19 protein-coding genes are annotated in these 18,310 nt (G+C 65.2%); 1 reads left to right on the top strand and 18 read right to left on the bottom strand.

Annotation, left to right across the window (positions count from 1 at the left end; translation table 11 throughout):
• Positions 1–89: 89 nt before the first annotated feature.
• Complete coding sequence (locus tag J2X53_RS07965) at positions 90–1,040, top strand: LysR family transcriptional regulator (RefSeq protein WP_349036959.1); 951 nt, start codon at positions 90–92, stop codon at positions 1,038–1,040.
• A 3-nt stretch (positions 1,041–1,043) separates the two neighbouring features.
• Here the strand turns inward: J2X53_RS07965 and J2X53_RS07970 are convergent, their stop codons facing one another.
• From J2X53_RS07970 to J2X53_RS08055, 18 genes are all read right to left on the bottom strand, one after another.
• Positions 1,044–1,376, bottom strand: coding sequence for a hypothetical protein (locus J2X53_RS07970; protein ID WP_349036960.1), 333 nt, complete (start codon positions 1,374–1,376; stop codon positions 1,044–1,046).
• A 6-nt stretch (positions 1,377–1,382) separates the two neighbouring features.
• Positions 1,383–2,219: an intradiol ring-cleavage dioxygenase gene (locus tag J2X53_RS07975; protein ID WP_349036961.1), complete on the bottom strand. Its 837-nt coding sequence runs from the start codon at positions 2,217–2,219 to the stop codon at positions 1,383–1,385.
• The gene (locus J2X53_RS07980; protein ID WP_349036962.1) at positions 2,216–3,250 is read right to left on the bottom strand and encodes a branched-chain amino acid ABC transporter permease; all 1,035 of its coding nucleotides are present in this window, start codon (positions 3,248–3,250) and stop codon (positions 2,216–2,218) included. Before J2X53_RS07980 ends, J2X53_RS07975 begins: the two co-directional genes overlap by 4 nt.
• A 9-nt stretch (positions 3,251–3,259) precedes the next feature.
• Entirely contained in the window at positions 3,260–4,123 is an 864-nt protein-coding gene (locus J2X53_RS07985) for a branched-chain amino acid ABC transporter permease (RefSeq protein ID WP_349036963.1), read from the bottom strand.
• Positions 4,120–4,833, bottom strand: a complete 714-nt coding sequence (locus J2X53_RS07990; protein WP_349036964.1) for an ABC transporter ATP-binding protein — start codon at positions 4,831–4,833, stop codon at positions 4,120–4,122. Before J2X53_RS07990 ends, J2X53_RS07985 begins: the two co-directional genes overlap by 4 nt.
• The gene (locus J2X53_RS07995; RefSeq protein ID WP_349036965.1) at positions 4,830–5,549 is read right to left on the bottom strand and encodes an ABC transporter ATP-binding protein; all 720 of its coding nucleotides are present in this window, start codon (positions 5,547–5,549) and stop codon (positions 4,830–4,832) included. The genes J2X53_RS07990 and J2X53_RS07995 overlap by 4 nt, the downstream gene beginning before the upstream one ends.
• Positions 5,550–5,668: 119 nt before the next feature.
• A complete protein-coding gene (locus tag J2X53_RS08000) occupies positions 5,669–7,288 on the bottom strand; it encodes a GMC family oxidoreductase N-terminal domain-containing protein (RefSeq protein ID WP_349036966.1) in 1,620 nt (539 codons plus the stop codon).
• Complete coding sequence (locus J2X53_RS08005) at positions 7,275–7,835, bottom strand: flavin reductase family protein (RefSeq protein WP_349036967.1); 561 nt, start codon at positions 7,833–7,835, stop codon at positions 7,275–7,277. The genes J2X53_RS08000 and J2X53_RS08005 overlap by 14 nt, the downstream gene beginning before the upstream one ends.
• A gap of 55 nt (positions 7,836–7,890) precedes the next feature.
• The gene (locus tag J2X53_RS08010; protein WP_349036968.1) at positions 7,891–9,111 is read right to left on the bottom strand and encodes an acyl-CoA dehydrogenase family protein; all 1,221 of its coding nucleotides are present in this window, start codon (positions 9,109–9,111) and stop codon (positions 7,891–7,893) included.
• A 27-nt stretch (positions 9,112–9,138) separates the two neighbouring features.
• A complete protein-coding gene (locus J2X53_RS08015; protein WP_349036969.1) occupies positions 9,139–9,927 on the bottom strand; it encodes an alpha/beta hydrolase in 789 nt (262 codons plus the stop codon).
• A gap of 12 nt (positions 9,928–9,939) precedes the next feature.
• Positions 9,940–10,950 (bottom strand): alcohol dehydrogenase catalytic domain-containing protein, encoded by a 1,011-nt coding sequence (locus tag J2X53_RS08020; protein ID WP_349036970.1) that lies wholly within the window; start codon positions 10,948–10,950, stop codon positions 9,940–9,942.
• The gene (locus J2X53_RS08025; protein WP_349036971.1) at positions 10,947–11,987 is read right to left on the bottom strand and encodes a branched-chain amino acid ABC transporter permease; all 1,041 of its coding nucleotides are present in this window, start codon (positions 11,985–11,987) and stop codon (positions 10,947–10,949) included. Before J2X53_RS08025 ends, J2X53_RS08020 begins: the two co-directional genes overlap by 4 nt.
• 3 nt (positions 11,988–11,990) lie before the next feature.
• Complete coding sequence (locus J2X53_RS08030) at positions 11,991–12,848, bottom strand: branched-chain amino acid ABC transporter permease (RefSeq protein WP_349036972.1); 858 nt, start codon at positions 12,846–12,848, stop codon at positions 11,991–11,993.
• Positions 12,835–13,563, bottom strand: a complete 729-nt coding sequence (locus J2X53_RS08035) for an ABC transporter ATP-binding protein (protein ID WP_349036973.1) — start codon at positions 13,561–13,563, stop codon at positions 12,835–12,837. Before J2X53_RS08035 ends, J2X53_RS08030 begins: the two co-directional genes overlap by 14 nt.
• Positions 13,560–14,288, bottom strand: coding sequence for an ABC transporter ATP-binding protein (locus tag J2X53_RS08040; RefSeq protein WP_349036974.1), 729 nt, complete (start codon positions 14,286–14,288; stop codon positions 13,560–13,562). The genes J2X53_RS08035 and J2X53_RS08040 overlap by 4 nt, the downstream gene beginning before the upstream one ends.
• A gap of 22 nt (positions 14,289–14,310) precedes the next feature.
• The gene (locus J2X53_RS08045) at positions 14,311–15,606 is read right to left on the bottom strand and encodes an ABC transporter substrate-binding protein (protein ID WP_349036975.1); all 1,296 of its coding nucleotides are present in this window, start codon (positions 15,604–15,606) and stop codon (positions 14,311–14,313) included.
• A gap of 66 nt (positions 15,607–15,672) precedes the next feature.
• The gene (locus J2X53_RS08050) at positions 15,673–16,491 is read right to left on the bottom strand and encodes an SDR family oxidoreductase (RefSeq protein ID WP_349036976.1); all 819 of its coding nucleotides are present in this window, start codon (positions 16,489–16,491) and stop codon (positions 15,673–15,675) included.
• 516 nt (positions 16,492–17,007) lie between these two features.
• Positions 17,008–18,282 carry an ABC transporter substrate-binding protein gene (locus J2X53_RS08055; RefSeq protein ID WP_349036977.1) on the bottom strand — a complete coding sequence of 425 codons (1,275 nt, stop codon included), beginning with the start codon at positions 18,280–18,282 and terminating at the stop codon, positions 17,008–17,010.
• Positions 18,283–18,310: the final 28 nt, after the last annotated feature.

Here is an 18,310-nt window from a genome sequence, read left to right on the forward strand (position 1 = left end):
ACTCCTCCCCTTCGTCAGTCTGGCCAAACCCTAGCCCGACCCCAGAGAAATATTGATCGGATCATGTTGATGTAATATCGCCTATTGCTATGAAGATAGACAGCGAACATCTGGAGATTCTGGCGGCCATCGTCGAAAAGGGCGGATTGACCGAAGGCGCCGAGGCGCTTGGCAAATCGCAGCCCTCGGTGTCGCGCAGCATGGCGCTGCTTGAAGACCGGATCGGCATGCCGCTGTTCGAGCCGGGCCGCCGCCCGCTGCGCCCGACCGAGCTGGGGGCGAGTCTGGCCCGGCTGGGCGCGCGCATCCGCACCGCCAATCAAGAGGCCAGCCTGCTGGTGCGCCGCTTTCGCCAGGGGCTGGCGGGGCGGTTGCGGGTGGGGGCCTCGCCGATCTTCATGGATGGGGTGGTGGCCAGCATGGTGGCCGAATTCCAGTCGCGCCACGCCGATGTGCAGATCGACCAAAGCTATGGCTATCTGGACACGCTGGAAACCGGCTTGCGCAATGGTGGGCTGGATCTGGCGATCCTGCCGCTGCACCCCAGTCAGGTGCCACAGGATATGGAGTTCACGCCGCTGTTGTCGGGCAACAACGTGATCGCCTGCCGCGCCGGGCATCCGCTGACCCGGGCGCGGGCGATCACGCTGGCCGATATCGCGCCCTATGCCTGGATTGCCCCGCCGCAGAACAGCCCGCTCTACCGCGATCTTTTGCGCGCGCTGAAATCCATCGGGCAGGAAGATTTCCGGGTGAATTTCTCGGGCGGGATGCTGGCCTCGATCCAATCGGTTCTGGCCGGGTCGGATGCGCTGACGGTGCTGCCCTATTCGGTGGTCTTCATGTCGCGCCGCACCATCCCGCTGGAGGCGCTGCCGCTCAAGATCGACCACCCCGACCGGCAGTTGGGTCTGCTGACCGTGACCGACCGGCAGGGGCCACCAGCGGTGGCGCAGCTCATCAGCTTTCTGCAGGCCGAATGTCAGCGGCTGCAGGCCCGGATGGACCATGACCAGCAGGTCACCCGGCGGCGCGGCTGACCGCTATTTCAAGGTGATATAGGTGTCGGGGTCCAGTGACGCGATCCGCACCGCGACCGTCAGCCCTGTCGCGCTGTGCAGATGGTCGCGCAGGTCATAGGCCATCTGTCGCAGCAGGGCAGGGGTGCGCTCGCGGTGCGGCAGCACATGCAGTTCGGCATTGATCTGCGGCTGATCGGGCAGGCCCAGCACCGGGATCACCGCAATCTGACAGGCCGAATGCCCCACCGACAGCGCCTCGCACAGCATATCGCGCAGGCCCGGCAGCAGGGCGGCAATATCGGGTCCGATGGTCCGATACTGCGTTTCATCCACAAAAAGCTTTACATTGGGCATGGTGGTTCAGCCCGGCACCAGAATGAAATCAAACGGTGAACGCCAGACCGTGTCGCCGCCCTCAACCCGCTCATAGGGGGCGATCAGCGTATCCTTGACTCCGAACACCGCATCCGAGGTCAGATAGTCATCGCCGCCGACAAAGGTGTGGGTCACCAGCTTCTGATAGCCGGGGGCGGTGATCAGGTAGTGCATATGCGCGGGCCGGTACGGGTGGCGGCCCAGATGGCCCAGCATCTGCCCCACCGGGCCGTCATCGGGGATCGGATAGCTGACCGGCTTGATGCCGCGAAACGCATAGACCCCATCCGCCCCGGTGATGAACCGGCCCCGGTTGTTCCACTTCGGCTGGATCCCCGGCTGCTGCACATCATAGAACCCGTCGGCATTGTCGGACCAGACATCAACCGTTGCGCCCTCGATCGGGGCGCCGTCCAGATCCAGCACCCGCCCCTCGAACAGGCAGGCCTCGCCTTTGCCATCAAGGCTGATGTTCTCTCCCATCGCCCGGATCGGCGCATCGGCCACGTGGAACGGGCCAAAAACTGTGTTCTCCGTCGCCGGTTCCGGGCGGCGGTTGTTGATCGCATCGACCAGCATCGACACGCCCAGCGTGTCGGATAGCAGAATGAATTCCTGCCGTTCACCGGAACAGATCTGGCCGGTGCGGGTCAGAAAGCCGACGCCATATTCCCACTCCTCCTGCGTCAGGCCGACATCCTTGATGAAATCATGCAGATGCCGCACCAGACTGGTCATCACAACCGCCAGCCGGGGATCGGTCTGCGCGCCCATGCGGCTGTTGACCGTTTCGGCGGATCTGGCTTCGGAAAAATAGCTCATGGTCGTTCCTCCAGGGTAGGGTGGGGGGGCCTTGGCGCGGCGTGGCCCAGGGGCAGCGGGTCATATCCAATCCGGTGGATCAGCCCGCCCCACAGCCCGCGCCGGGCAAACAGCATGATGGCGATGCCGATCAGCCCCAGGGCAATCAGATAAACCGTGCCGTAATCGGCCAGCAGTTGTTGCAAAGCGTAGAACACCAGCACGCCGACAATCGGGCCGGGCAGGGTTCCGATGCCGCCGATCACGACTATGAAGATCACAAAGGCGGTCCAGTCGATGACCGAAAACGCCGCATCCGGGGTGATCCGGCCGGTCTGGATGAAGAGCAGCGCGCCGCACAATCCGGTGGCAAAAGCGGTCAGCAGAAACACCAGCGCCTTGAGCCGGGTCGGGTCGACGCCCACCGATTGCGCGGCCACCGGGTTGTCGCGCACCGCCTGCAACCCCAGCCCCATGCGCGAGCGCAAGAACAGCCAGCACGCCAGCAGCATCACCGCCGCCAATGCCAGCGCCAGCCAATAGGTCACCGCATCAATCGCCGCCGCAGGCGACACCCCCAGCAGATCGCGCACCCTGCCCACCCCCAGCATCTCACGCGTGGCATCGCGCGGCAGGGCGGTGCCGGTGCCGCCGCCAAGCGCGCGCCACTGGCCGAACGACAGCCGCGCAATATCGGCCACCGCCCAGGTGCCGATGGCAAAATACGCGCCGTTCAGGCGAAAGGCGAAAAACGCAACCGGAACCGATAGCGCCATCGCCACCACGCCACCGATCAGCACCCCCGCCAGCGGGTCCAACCCCCACAGGATGGTGGTGGCAAACATCACATAAGCCCCGACCCCGACAAAGGCCTGCTGCCCCACCGACACCAGCCCGGCAAACCCCGCCAGCAGGTTCCAGTTCAGCGCCAGCACCAGCAGGCACAGCACCTTGAACAGATCCTGCACCAGAATCCGCGGGCCAAGCACCGGAACCAGCGCCATCGCCGCCAGAAGCGCCAGACCGATCGCGAGTGTCACAAGCGTTCTCATCGCTGCCCCTCAGTCATTCGCGCGCGGAAACAACCCGCGCGGCCGCACCAGCAGCACCGCCACAAAGGCGATATGTCCGGCCAGAATCTGCCATTCCGGGTTCAGCGCCGCGCCAAAGGCCTGCGCCACACCGATCACCATGCCGCCCGCCAGCGTGCCCCACAGGCTGCCCAAGCCGCCGATGATCACCGCCTCAAAGGCATAAAGCAGCCGCGCCGGGCCAATCGACGGGTCAAAGTTCGCCCGCGCGCCCAGATACAGGGCGGCAATCGTCGCCACCACCAGCGCGATGCCCGTCGCGATGGCGAAAATCCGGCGTGGGCGGATGCCCATCAGCTGCGCCGTCACCGGATCATCCGAGGTGGCACGGAACGCCCGCCCCAAGGCCGTGTGATAAAACAGCCAGTTCAGTGCCAGAATGACCACGATGGCCGAGCCAAACGTCACCAGCGGCATCACCCCCACTGTGACCGGCCCCAGCGGCAATGAGGCACTTTCGACCGGCCCCACCGGCAGTTTGCGGCTGTCGGCGGTCATGCTTTGCAACAGCACATTCTGGATCACCACCGACAGACCAAAGGTCACCAGCAGCGGCGGCAGAATGTCATCGCCCAGCACCCGGTTCAAAAGCGCGGTCTGCAACACCCAGCCAAAGGCGAACATCACCGGCAGCGCCAATGCTGCCGCCAGAAACGGGTTCAGCCCGGTCGCCGTACCGATGCCCAGAATGAGATACGCCCCCAGCACGATCAGATCGCCATGCGCCAGATTGACCAGCCGCATGATCCCGAACACAAGGCTCAACCCCGCCGCAAACAGCGCATAAAGCCCGCCCAGCATCACCCCTTGCACCAGCGTATCCAGCCAGATCATGCGTGGTTCACTCCGAAATATGCGTCATGAATCGCCGCGCGGGTCAGATCCTGCGGGCGGCCCGACAGGGTGATCCGCCCTTCCATCATGCAATGCACATGGTCGGCCACCTTCAGCGCCTGGCCGATATCCTGCTCCACCACCACAATCGCGGTGCCGCTTTGCCGGATGGTGGGAAAGGCGGCGTAGATTTCGCGGATCACCACCGGGGCAAGGCCAAGGCTCAGCTCGTCACACAAGAGAACCACCGGGTTCGACATCAGCGCCCGCCCGATGGCCACCATCTGCTGCTGCCCGCCCGACAGGGCGGTGCCGGGTTGCCCGCGACGCTCGCGCAGAATGGGAAACAGCGTGTAAATCCGCTCCAGCGTCCAGAACCCGTTGCCGCGGCGCGCATGCGCGCCGATCTGCAGGTTTTCCTCGACCGTCAGGCTGGGGAACAGGCGGCGGCCCTCGGGCACCATGGCGATGCCGGCGGTCAGAATGTCGGGCGCGGGCAGGCGGGCAATGTCGCGCCCCGCCAGCCGGATGCTGCCGCCGGTCACCCGGGCAATGCCGGTGATCGCGCGCATCAGCGTGGTCTTGCCCGCGCCATTCGCCCCGATGATGGCAAGAGTCTGGCCCTGATCGAGCGTCAGATCGACCCCGAACAGCGCCTTGAAATCCCCGTAATGCGCGGTCAGGCCTTCAATCTCCAGAAACGCGCTCATGCCTCGATCCCCAGATAGATTTCCTGCACCTGAGGCGAGGCCATCACCTCCGCCGGCGTGCCCGACATCAGCACCCGGCCAAAGTTCAGCGCGATCAGCCGGGTCACCACCGATGTCAGCGCATGCAGCACATGCTCGATCCAGATGATCGCCGTGCCCTCGGCATGGATGGCGCGGATGGTGGCGACCAGATCGACGCATTCCGCATCGGTCAGCCCGCCTGCAATCTCATCGAGCAGGATCACCCGGGGCCGGGTCGCCAGCGCCCGCGCCAGCTCCAGCCGTTTGCGGTTCAGGAGCGGCAATCCCCCGGCCTTGCGGTCCGCGAAGGCCGTGAGGCCAGTGCGTTGCAGAATGTCCATGCAGATCCCCGGGGCCTGCGCCGCGCCCAAACCGCCGCCAAACCGCGCCGCAACCAGCAGATTTTCATAGACCGTCAGATGATCAAACGGCTGCGGAATCTGAAACGAGCGCCCGATGCCACTGGCACAGCGCTGCATCGGGGTCTCATGTGTGATGTCGCGCTCATCCAGCATCACCCGCCCCGCATCGGGGCGCAGATTGCCGGTGATCAGGTTGAACAGCGTCGATTTCCCGGCCCCGTTCGGCCCGATGATCCCCAGCGCCTCGCCGGGGGCAAGGTCGAAACTGACATCGTCAGTCACCTTCAGCGCGCCAAAGCTCTTGGACGCGCCCTGCAATGACAAGATCGCCATACTGCCTCACTCCCCCCGCTGTCCGGCGGGGTTTCCCTTTGGACAGGTTAGCCGCACTGCCAGACGAAGATGATCGGATGGCTGCGTCCCAATATCACGTTTCGGTATGAACATGCGGCTTAACCCGCCGCAATGATCAGCTCTGCCGCCTTTTCCCCGATCATCACCGCAGGCGCATGGGTGTTGCCGCTGACAATGCGCGGCATCACCGAACAATCGGCGATCCGCAGCCCGGCCAGCCCCCGCACCCGCAGGCTGGCATCGGTGACGGCCAGCGCGTCATCCCCCATCCGCGCCGTGCCGACCGGGTGAAAGATCGTGGTCCCGATGTCCGCCGCCAGCCGCGCCAGACTGGCATCATCCTCCGCTCCGGGGCCGGGCTTCAGCTCCACCGGGGCAAAGCGCGCCAGATGCGGCTGCGCCATCAACCGGCGGGCATGGCGGATGCTGTCGGCGGCCACCTTGCGATCCGCCTCGGTCGCCAGATAGTTCGGCTGGATCGCCGGGGCGGCGGCAGGGTCGGCCCTGACCGCATGGCTCGACCCGGCAGAGGTCGGGCGCAGGTTGCAGACCGACACCGTCAGCGCGCGCGTCTTGTGCAGCGGCTGGCCAAAGGCATCAAGCGACAGTGGCTGCACATGGTACTCGATATTGGCGCGGTCGTGGTCCGGACCCGAGCGGGTAAAGATCCCCAGCTGGCTGGGTGCCATCGCCATCGGCCCCGATTGCATCAGCGCATATTGCAGCGCAATCCCCGCCTTGCCCCACAGGCTGCGCGCCCGGTCGTTCAGCGTGCGCGCGCCCGAGATGGCAAAAACCGTGCGCAGTTGCAGATGGTCCTGCAGGTTTTCGCCCACGCCGGGCAGGGCATGGACAACCGGCACGCCAATCGCGCCCAGCACATCCGGGCGGCCAATGCCCGACAGCTCCAGAATCTGCGGCGTGCCGATGGCCCCGGCGCACAGCACCACCTCTTGCCCGGCGCGCACTTGATGCAGGCCCCTGCGGTCGCGGAACACCGCGCCGGTCACCCGCTGCCCCTCCAAAGTCAGGCGCAGCACCTGCGCGCCGGTCACGATGCGCAGGTTGGGCCGCCGCCGGGCCGGGTCCAGAAACGCCTTGCGCGCGTTCCAGCGCAACCCGCGCCGCTGGTTGACCGGAAAGTATCCCACGCCTTCATTGTCGCCGGCGTTGAAATCGGCACTGGCGGGGATGCCCATGGCTTGCGCCGCCTGTGCCACCTCGTCCAGGATCGGCCAGTGCAACCGCTGCTGTTCCACCCGCAACTCGCCATCGGTGGCGTGATGCGCGTCCGCCGCGCCGAAGTGCCGTTCTGACCGCCGGAACAGCGGCAGCACATCCTCCCAGCCCCAGCCCGGATTGCCCAAATCGCGCCACAGGTCATAATCCTGCGCCTGACCGCGCATGTAGATCATGCCGTTGATCGACGAACACCCGCCCAGCACCTTGCCGCGCGGATAGAGCAGGCTGCGCCCGTTCAGCCCCGGCACGGGTTCGGTGCGAAAGCCCCAGTCCAGCCGGGGATTGCCGATGGCAAACAGATAGCCGACCGGGATATGCACCCAAGGGTGATTGTCGCTGCCCCCGGCCTCGATCAGCAACACCCGGCGGGTTGGGTCGGCAGACAGCCGGTTGGCCAGCACACAGCCCGAAGACCCGGCCCCCACGATCACCACATCATAGCTGCCGAAATCGGCAGGCGGCTCAGCGAAAGACATCGCGGTAATCTTCATCCATCAGCGTCAGGCTGGCCGAGCCGTCTGCGGTTTCACGCAGGCGGTGCCAGCGCCGGTCCAGATAGATCAGCGATTCCAGCTCCGGCGCGCCGGGCGGCGTGCCGCAATCGCCCTCCAGCAGTTCGGCGGTGACAACCGTGGCCCCCTCGACCGGCAAGGTGCCGATGATGCGGGCGCGGAACCATGTCGCGACCGCCGTATAGCGCGGCTCGCCACTGGCCAGCCGCTCCCACGGGACCGCCGGGCCGAACCGGTCCGCGCCGGGCGTCGCCCCCAGCAGCGCCAGCTCCAGATCAGCGTAGCGCAGCAGGTGAATCACCACCGTGCCCGCCGCCAGCACCGCTGCGGTGGAGCCGGACCGCGCCGACAGTGAGAACGCGACCGTCGGCGGCGCGGCACTGACCGAGATCAGCGACGACACTGTCATCGCCACCGGGTTTTCGCCCGGATCAGCGGTGATCACCGCCACCCCGGCAGGGTGACAGCGAAACGCCTCACGAAAGGCATCAGAAAGGGCGGGGGCCGTCATCAGCATCACTCCTGTATCCCCGCTGGCCAGCCGCAACCGGCCAGCGGGCCTTGGCTTACTTTTTCTCGATCAGATCGTAGAACTGCCAGCTGCGGTCAGTCCATTGCCCGCCGATCTCGCGCCCGGCAGAGGTGACGATGGACGGCGCGATGGTGAAGTGGTTGGCCGCCACCATCATGTCGCGGAAGGTGCGCTGGATCACCCCGGCCCGCAAACCCGCCCCGCCCGAAGCGCGATAGGCAAAGTTGCAGACTTCGACGCCCGCCTCATGGATCTGCGCCTTGGCCAGATGGACCAGACTGATCTGGCGGGTGCTCATCTGCTGGCCCGCCTCGGCGGTGGCCTCAATATCTCCCCAGACCTCCATCACAAAGGCGCGGGCGGCGCGATAGCTGGCCTCGGCGCGGCCATAGTCATGCCAGAACTTTTCGCTTTCGCCCAGCAGCCCGGCGCGGCCCGATTTCGACCGGGCAAACTGGGCAATCTCGTCCAGCATCCGCCGCCCCGCGCCCATGGCCCAGCCGGTGTGACCGATGGCCGCCAGCCCGACGATGCCCAGACTGAACAGCTCTTTGAGCCGCTGCGGCGGCGCGGTCAGGATCGGGAACACCAGATCCTCGGCGATGAAGACATCTTCCGCCGCATAGTCGATGGACCCGGTGCCTTTCAGCCCCAGCACATCCCAGTTGCCCAGCTGCTTGTGTTCCGGGATCGGCGCATGGGCGCACATGATGATGACATTGCCCGCGTCATCCTTGGCCGGTTTGCCGCTGCCATCATCGACGAAGCAGGCCGAATGTGACCAGGTGGCATGGGAAAAGCCCGAGCCATAGCTCCATTTGCCGGTCAGGCTGTAGCCGCCCTCGACCTTTTTCAGCATCCCGAGCGGCGCGCCCTGACCCGAGAACCGGTTCTCGGTGCCCGGCGCAAACAGCCGCTCCACGGCGCTGTCGGGCAGGAACGCCGCCGACATCGCGCCGATGCAGCAATGCACCATCGACACCCAGCCCGCGGAACCGGACCACCACGTCACCGCCTCCAGCAGTTGCAGCACCTCGGTCGGGCGCATCTGCGCGCCGCCCAGTTCTTCGGTTGCCATCAGATGCGACATCCGCAGCGGGCGCAGCAGCGCGAAGCTTTCCGGCGTCAGCTCGCCCGCAGCCTCATCGGCGGCGGCATTGGCCTCCAGCGTCGGGCCGATTTCGGCGATCCGGGCCATGACATCGGTGTAATCGACGGTAGCGCCCCAGTAGCTGTGCTTCATAGGTTTGTTCATCGTTGTCTCCTCCTCAGACAATTGGCTTCAGGCGGCGAGAAAATCGCCGATTTTGGTCAGGGTTCCGGGGTTTTCCTGCAAGACCAGATGGCCCGCGCCGGGCACGCGCAGCAGGGTTGCTGATGGCAAGGCGTCACACCACAGCGGGGCCTGACTGGCGGGCAGCAGCCGGTCTTCCTCGCCCCAGACCACGAGTGTCGGGTTGGTGATGCGCGCCAGCATCCGGCGCAGGTTCGGGTGCCCCATGCCGAATGGCGCACACATCCTGCCCACCGCCTCGCCCTCACGGGCGCGGTCGGCGCCAAAGGCGGCGGCAAAACCCGGGTCAGAGCCATCAGGGAAATAGGGCAAGGCCACCGCCGGGTCATGTGCCAGATAGCCGGGGAAATCCTGCGGCGCGATTGCACCCAGCGGGGTCGCCGGATGCGCCGGGTCGTTCAGTCCGGCGGGGGCGACCAGCACCACGCGGTCAAACCGCTCGCGCGCAACGGCGGCCAGTTCGGTGGCCATCCAGCCGCCCATCGAAAAGCCCATCAGATGTGGTGCCTCAGACAGATCCAGCGCATCCAGCAGGTTCAGGTAATGCACCAGCAGGTCGGCCATGCCAGACACATGCGGTGCAGGGCCGGAAAACCCCATGCCCGGATGGCTGGGCAGCAACACGCGAAAGCGGTCGGCCAGCCCGGCGGCAAAATCAAACCCTTCCAGCGTGGCGGCGCCGTGCAGGAACAGCACCGGCTTGCCGGTGCCGATGGCCTTCACCACGGTCTTTACGCCGCCGATCTCATACTCCATCGTCTCAAACGTCACGGACATCTTGTCTCCTCCTCAGGATAGCTCTGGCTGGATCAGCACTTTGCATTGCGTGGTGCGGCGGCGCAGGCTTTCAAACACCTGCGGCACCTGTGACAGACCGATACGGTCGGTGATAATCCCTTGTGGGACGCCCCCCGCCAGCGCCTCAAGCGCTGCGCCGAACTCGTTACGCTGATGGAAAAACACCGCAAAGATCAGGTCGATTTCCTTGGTCAGCGCGACGAACGGGTCCCATTCATCGCCGCCGATGCACAGGCCGACGCCGATCACCTTGCCCTGCAAGCGCACAGTCTCAACAGCCGCCTGCAACAGCCCGCGCTTGCCGACGCATTCAAAGACGATATCAGGCGGCCCATTGCACAGATCGGCAATATTCTCGGCCAGCCGGTCGCCCGACAGAGCAAAGTCGGTGGCCCCCAGCGCCAGCGCGCGGTCGCGCTGATGGGTGTGGATGTCGGCCATCACCACATGCGACGCGCCCATCCGCCGCGCCCAGAACGCGACCAAGAGACCAATCGGCCCGGCCCCCAGAATCGCCACCCGGTCCCCCGGCTTTACCCCGGCGCGGACCACGCAATGCAGCGCCACCGCCAGCGGTTCGGCCAGCGCCCCGTCGGCCAGCGCCACCCCCGCAGGCAGCTTGTGGCACTGCCGTGCCGCCACGGTCACGTAGTCCGCATAGCCGCCGCCGATCAGCACCATCTCGGCGCAGCGCGCCGGATCACCCGACAGACAGCGCGCGCAATGCCCGCAGCCGCGCATCGGCACCACCGCCACGCCGTCACCGGGGCGCAGATCCTGCACATCAGCCCCCACGCTCACCACCTCGCCCGCGATTTCATGGCCCAGCACAAAGCCCGCGCCGATGCCGAACGGGGCAGGGTCTTCGGTGATGTGCAGGTCACTGCCGCAGATCCCGCAGCCCGCCACCCGCAGCATCACCTCATCCGGGCCGGGCACCGGATCGGCCTGCTCGCCAATGCGCAGCGGGCTGGAAACCGCGTCGAAAAACGCTGCCTTCATGGCCGTTCCTCCGTCTTGTAGGTCAGGTGCCGCCGGATCGGGAACCAGTGCACATCCCAGCGCTTAGACACCGCGCCCCAGATGCCGCCCCGGGCATAGAGTGCGACAAACACCGTCATCACCCCCAGCACCACGAAATAGCTCGCGCCGTATTGGCCGAACCAGCGGTCGGCGATGAAATAGATCAGCGAGCCGATCAGCACCCCTTCGATCGACGCAATGCCGCCGACCATCACGATAAAGATCGCCACATTCGCCCACATCGGATCAAAGGCCGAGGGCGGGTTGATGCGCAGCTGCGCCATCGCATAGACCGCGCCCGCCAGCCCGCAGCCCACCGCTGCCGCGACGTAGATCATGAATCGCAGCCGGGGCACGTTCACGCCCTGACTGGCCGCCGCGACCGGATTGTCGCGCATCGCGATCAGCGCCAACCCATAGCGTGAGCGCAGGAACCAGTAGCTGCCGCCGATGGTCAGCAGGATCATCAGCGCGCACAGCAGTGACATCGCAATATTGCGCTCCAGCAGCGAATAGTCCTTCATCACGTTCAGCGACATGCCGGCGCCCGCGTTCAGAAAGCCCATGTTGGATGCCACCAGCCGGAACACCTCGGCCACCACCCAGGTGCCGATGGCGAAATAGGGCCCGTCCAGCCGGTGCAGCAGCATGTAGCAGGGAACAGCGAGGAAGGCGGGCACCAGCAGGGCGATGAAGATCGCCAGAAACGGGTTCACCCCAAAGGTCTGCGCCAGCACGAACAGCGCATAACCCGCGGCCCCCATAAAGGCCTGCTGCCCGACCGACACCAGCCCGGCATAGCCTGCCAGCATGTTCCACATCTGGGCCACCGCGATATAGCAGCACAGCTCCAGCACCATGCGGATCGTGCCGGTCTTTGCCCACCACGGCATCGCGGCCAGGGCCACCACCGCCAGCAGAAACAGCACCATGGCAATGCGCCCGGAAGGGGTTTGCCGGCGAACCATCACCTGCGGCAGGGCAGGGGACAGTGGGGAAAGCGGAACCGATGTCATGTCTCAGACCTTTCCAAACAGCCCCTGCGGGCGGACAGCCAGCACGAGCAGGAACACCAGATGACCGGCCAGCACGCCAAAGCCGGGGTCGATGCGGAAACCGATGGCCTGCGAGATGCCCAGCACCATCGAGCCGATGAACGCGCCCCAGACCGAGCCCATGCCGCCGATGATCACCGCCTCGAACGCATAAATCAGCTGCGCGCCGCCATCGGCCGGGGCCACGGTCGAGCGCAGCGACTGGAACACGGCGGCAAAACCGAGGATGCCGACGGCAATCGCGGTGGCCGAGGCATAGACGGCGCGGGCGTTGATCCCGGTCATCGACGCGGCCTCGACATCCGCCGACGCTGCGCGCAGCGCCCGGCCAAAGCGGGTGCGTTTCAGCATCAGGTCCAGCCCCCAGGTCAGGCCGGTGGCAAAGACCAGCACCATCACCGGCAGCAGGCCGACATAGATGCCGCCGATCTGGATCGACTGGCTTTCGATCCCGCCGCCGGGCAGCGACCGGCTGTTGGCCGACCAGATCTGCAACATCATGTTCTGCAACGCAATCGACAGGCCAAACGTCGCGATCAGCGACGGCAACGGGTCATCGCCCACCACCTTGTTCAGCACCGCCTTTTGCAACAGCCACCCCAGCGCGATGGCCAAAGGCACCAGCGCCACCATCACCGTGAACGGACCCCAGCCAAAGGACGATGCCAATGAAATGCCGATCAGCGACAGCAAAATCACCAGATCGCCGTGGCTGACGTTCACAATCCGCATCACGCCGAACATCAGCGCCATGCCAAGCGCATATTGCGCATACATGCCCCCCAGCAGAACGCCTTGAACCAGTGCGTCAAACCACTGCATGAGATCCTCCGAAATAGGCGTCGGCGATCTGTTCGCGGGTGATCACCGATGATGCGCCGGTCAGGGTCACGCGCCCCTCCAGCATGCAGAAGATCCGGTCCGTGGCGGATTGTGCAAGGCCGACATCCTGTTCGACCAGAACAAGGGCGGTGCCCTGCGCGCGGATTTCCGGCAGCGCGGCATAGATTTCGCGGATCACCTTGGGCGCCAGGCCCAGACTGATCTCGTCACACAAGAGCACCCGTGGCTGGCTCAGCAGCGCGCGGCCGATAGACACCATCTGTTGCTGCCCGCCCGACAGGTTCTGCACCCCGGTCCGGGCCTTTTCCTTCAGGATCGGGAACAAGAGGTGCAGCCGCTCCAGGGTCCAGCCGCCCTTGCGCCCCAGCCGGTCGGCCTGATCCATCGCCACGCGCAGATTGTCGTCAACCGACATGCCGGTGAACAGGCGGCGGCCCTCGGGCACAATCGCCACGCCTTTTTGCACCATGCGGTCAGTCGGCGTGCCGCCAATCGGCTGACCCTCCAGCCGGACCATCTCGGGCTTGACCGGCAACAACCCCATCACCGAGCGCAGAAAGGTGGATTTCCCCGCCCCGTTTGCCCCGATCAGGGCCACGGCCTCACCTTCGGCCACGTCAATATCAACGCCATATAGCGCCTGAAAGTCGCCATAGCGCGCGACAAGGCCATGGGTGGACAGAACCGCCGTCATGCCTCCACCCCCATGTAAACCCGCTTGACCTCGGGGTTGGCGATCACCTCCTGCGGCAGGCCTTCGGCGATCTTTTCGCCAAAGTTCAGCACCATCAGCCGGTCGGCCACCGCCATCAGCGCGTGCAGCACGTGTTCGATCCACACAATCGTCACCCCCCGGTCGCGGATGCGGCGCACCAGTGCCACCAATGACCGCGACTCCTCTTCCGTCAGCCCGCCCGCGATTTCATCCAGCAACAACAGCTTCGGGTCCGAGGCCAGTGCGCGCGCCAGTTCCAGCCGCTTGCGGTCCAGCAGCGTCAGGCTGCCCGAGGAGGTGTTGGCCTTGTCCGCCAGCTCGCAATCGGTCAGCACCTGCGCACAGAACGCATAGGCGTCGCGCTCGCTGCGCCCGCCGCCAAAGGCCGCCGCAACCAGCAGATTTTCAAACGTGGTCATCCCCGAATAGGGCCGGGGGATCTGATAGGTCCGCCCGATGCCCATCCGGCAGCGCTTGAACGGCGGCTCGCCCCGCAGCGCAACGTCCCCCAGGCGGATGTCGCCGCCCGAGGGTTTGATGTCGCCGCTGATCATGTTGAACAGCGTCGTCTTGCCCGCGCCGTTGGGGCCAAGAATACCCAGCACCTCGCCCCGATAGACATCGAAGCTGACCTCGTGCAGCACCCGGACCGCGCCGAAGCTTTTCGACACCTCGCGGGCTTGCAAAAGTACGTCCCGGCTCATTCCCGCCCCTCCGACTGCATCATCACCAGACGATCGGCGCGATGGCCTGCTCTGCCTCGAACAACTGGTTCACCGAGTTGTCGACGATCTTCAGATCATAGGGCCAGCTTTCGCCCTTGACCCATTGGCCACCAAAGATCGGCATGGTGCAGATGTTCTTGTGCGGGGTGCCGCCAAAACTGACCGGGCCGCAGACCGTGGTGATGTTGGTCGCGGCCATCGCCTCGCGATTGGCCTCGCGGTCCAGCGGATCGGTGGAGCGTTTCAGGATGTCGATGGCGACCTCCAGCAGCGCATGCGAATAGCCCAGCGGCTGGGTCCATTGCCGTTTCTGATCCGTCTCCCACTGGCTGGCCAGCGCCGCGCTGTTCTGCCCGGTGAGGGTCGAGTTGAACGGGAACGCCGGGGTCCACCAGACCTCGGACGACATGCCATTGCCAAGCGCGCCCATCGCCTCCACCCCGCCGGGGAACAGCAGCGCCGCCGCCACCGTCACCGCACGCGGCTTGAAGCCCTGCTGGTTGCATTGGGTGACAAAGGTTTTCAGATCGTCGGGGTAGGTGATGCCGCCGATGATATCGACGCCCGCCTCCTTGAACGCGGCGATCTGGGCCGAAAAGTCATTGGTGCGCGGCTGGAAATAGCCGGGGATCGTGACCTCATACCCCGCCGCCCGCGTCGGGACCGGCAGGCCATAGTCATTGTTGCCCCAGGTCTCGCCGTCGATGTTCTGCGGGAACAGCATGCCGACCTTCTTGTTGGTCTCCAGCCCGTCCCACAGCCCGACAAAGGTGTTCAGCGCCTCGTCCAGGCCCCAGAAGAAGTGATAAGTCCAGTCGAAATCGCCGCCGCCGCGCGGCATGATCACCGCCTGCCATGGGGCCCCCGACGAGATGCAGGGCGCTTCATACAGTTCCGCCTGTTCCATCACCGGCAGAATGGTGTCGGTGGTCGAGGCGGGCACCACCAGATGCACCTCTTCGTTCAGGATCAGATCGCCCGCCAGTTCGGCCGCCTTGTTCGGGTTCGACTGGCTGTCGCGCTCCAGAATTTCCAGCTCATAGGTGCTGCCATTGGCAGACTGGATTGTGCCGCCCAAAGCCTCGCGGATCTTTTGAACCGTATAGCCGTCGGTTTCCCCGAACAGGCCCAGCGGGCCGGTGGCCGGAGTGATATAGGCCATCTTGATCTTGCCTGCGGTCTGGGCGCGCAGATAGGTCGGCATCGCCAGTGTCGACGCCGCAACACCCGCCCCCATGCCCCGCAGCACAGACCTCCGGCTGATCCCCGCTTTGACCAGTTTGTTGTAATAGGTCATTCCCGTCTCCTCCCTCTTGTTGACCCCCCGGCCTGCTTCCTCCTCGCAGACCGGCGGGCGGATAAGTCACGTCATCCGGATCAGCGATCCGCCGTCGATCACGATCAGCGACCCGGTGAAATAGGCCCCGGCCGGCGAGGCCAGCAGCAGCGCCAGACCCTTGATGTCTTCGACATCGCCGATCCGCCCGATCAGCGACTGCGACTCGAAGGCGGCGCGATCCGCCTTGTTGCGCAAGCGGCCGCCCGCGATATTGGTGATGAACGGTCCCGGCAGGATGGCATTGACCCGGATGCCATAAGCGCCCAGCTCCATCGCCATGTGCCGCACAAAATGGTTCACGGCGGCTTTCGCGGGCATATAGCTGGTGCCGACGATGCTTTCGTTGATCAGCCCCGCGATGGAGGAGGTGACGATGATCTCACCTCCGCCCGACGGTTTCATGTGCCGCACCGCATTCTTGACCGTCACGTAAACCGAGGTCAGGTTGATCTCGATCCCGCGGTCCCACTGCTCATCGGGAATGTTCTCGATGGCGCCATCCGGGTTGCGCGCGCCGGTGGGCGTATTGAATCCCGGGCCGGGGTCAATGCCCGCATTGGCAAACACCGTGTCAATCCGCCCGTGCCGCGCGGCCACCGCGTCAAACGCCGCCGCCATGCCGGGCCGGTCGCCGACATCAACGGTCTGGCCCCAGACATCCCCACCCTGCGCCACCATCCCCGCCACGGTCTCATCAAGGCCCGCAGGGTCAATATCAAAGATGCACACCCGCGCCCCCTGTTCGGCGAGGATCTCGGCATAGGCCTTGCCAATGCCGCTCGCCCCTCCGGTCACGATCACCGATTTGCCACGGACATCGAACATCGTCTCAAGTGCTGCCATCTGGTCCTCCCCCGGTCAGTTTGTCCGCACACCCTCGCCGCCCCTGACAGGCAGCCGGACAGAGCCCGGTCCCGCCGGGGTCAGCCCATGAATGCTGCGGAAAGGCTCCACCCGCCTCCCAGGGAGCGAAACCAACTGCATACATCAGGGTCTGAACCGCCTTCCAAGTCAAATGCGGAAAACCGCGATTAATATATCGTTTCGACATAAGATTAAGATACTGATCGGATTGCATATTATTCAGGTCATGCTCAGCATGCGGAAAAGATCAGAGAAATGCGCCATTCTCTGGAATGTCCGGATTGGAGTTCTTTGAGCCTTGCCGACGGATCGGCACAGGAAACCACCGCTGCTGCCAACGGGTCGCACGAATGCCTCCGCCTGAACGGAGAGCGCGCGCCCGCAACCGGTCAGGGCGGACCGCATTCGGCGTCGCGAACGGCGCCACTGGCCTACCGCGAAAAGGCCGCGCGAAAACAGCGGCGGGACCGAAAGCTGGCCCCGCCGCTGGCAGCCTCAGGACAGCGCTTCCATCGTGCCGCCGGTCGGGATCTCGGTCGCGCCGCCGTTTTCCACGATCACCAGATCATAGCCGCCGCCGTCCTTCATCCGCCACTGACCGCCGGTCAGCGGGGTTTTGCAGACGTTGCGGGCGGCAAACTCGGGCACGCCCGCGCCGTTCCACGCCACCTTGCCGACGATGGTCTCCAGATCGGTCGTGGCAATCGCTTCGGCCACCGCGTCGCCATCGGTCACATCGCCCGCCCGGCCCATCACATTGGCCGCCACCTCGAACAGCGAATGCACAAAGCCGATCGGCTGGGTCCAGGGCCGCCCGGTCTTTGCGGTAAATGCCGCCGCCAGATCGGCCGAGCTTTGCCCGGTCAGCGTTGAGGCAAACGGGTGCGACGGCGTCCACCACACCTCGGACGACAGGTTATGCCCGGCCGCGCCCAGCGTTTCCACCGATTGCGGGAAGAGCAGCGCCTTGGCCACTGTCACCACCTTGGGATTCACCCCCTGCTGGCGCAGCTGGTTCCAGAAGGTGGTGAAATCCGGCGGGATCAGGACGCCGGTGATAATGTCGGTGTTCGCCGCCTTGAACGCATTGATCTGGGACGAGAAATCATCGGTCAGGTTCTGAAAGCTGCCCGGATTGGTCAGCGCATAGCCCGCCGCATCCAGACCGGGGCGCAGCCCGTTGTCATTGTCGCCCCAGGCATTGCCATCGGCATCATTTGGGAACAGCCCGCCCACGGCCTTGTTGGTCTCCAGCTGGTTCCACATCGCGGTATAGACCCGGATCACATCTTCCATGCCCCAGAAGTAGTGGAAGGCATAGTCAAACGGCTTCCAGCTCGCCGGATCGCGCGGGTTGCCTTGCTGGCCGATGAACCATGGCTGCCACGGCGCCACGGTCGTGATGCAAGGAATACCCTCACCCTCACAGACACCCGCCACTGGATTGGTGTTTTCCGGGGTCGAGGCCGCCAGCATCAGGTTGACCTCGTCGTTCAGGATCAGCTCTTTGGCCACCTCTGCCGCGCGGTTCGGGTTGGACTGGCTGTCCTTGACGATCACCTCGAACTCGCGCCCCATGTCCGAGGCCAGAAACGCCTCGATGTTAAAGGCATCGCTTTCGGCAAATCCCGCCAGCGGCCCGGTCTGCGGTGAGACGTAGCCGAGCTTGATCTTTGCCCCCTGCGCGATGGCGGGCGCGGCCAGACCGCTTGCCGCCAGTGTCAGGCCGGTCGCCGATGTGGTGCGCAGGAACGTGCGTCTGGTAATCATGTCTCTCTCCCTTTGGGTTGTGCGGGCC

It is taken from the genome of Pseudotabrizicola sp. 4114 (genome assembly GCF_031457365.1).
Taxonomy (GTDB): Bacteria; Pseudomonadota; Alphaproteobacteria; order Rhodobacterales; family Rhodobacteraceae; genus Pseudotabrizicola.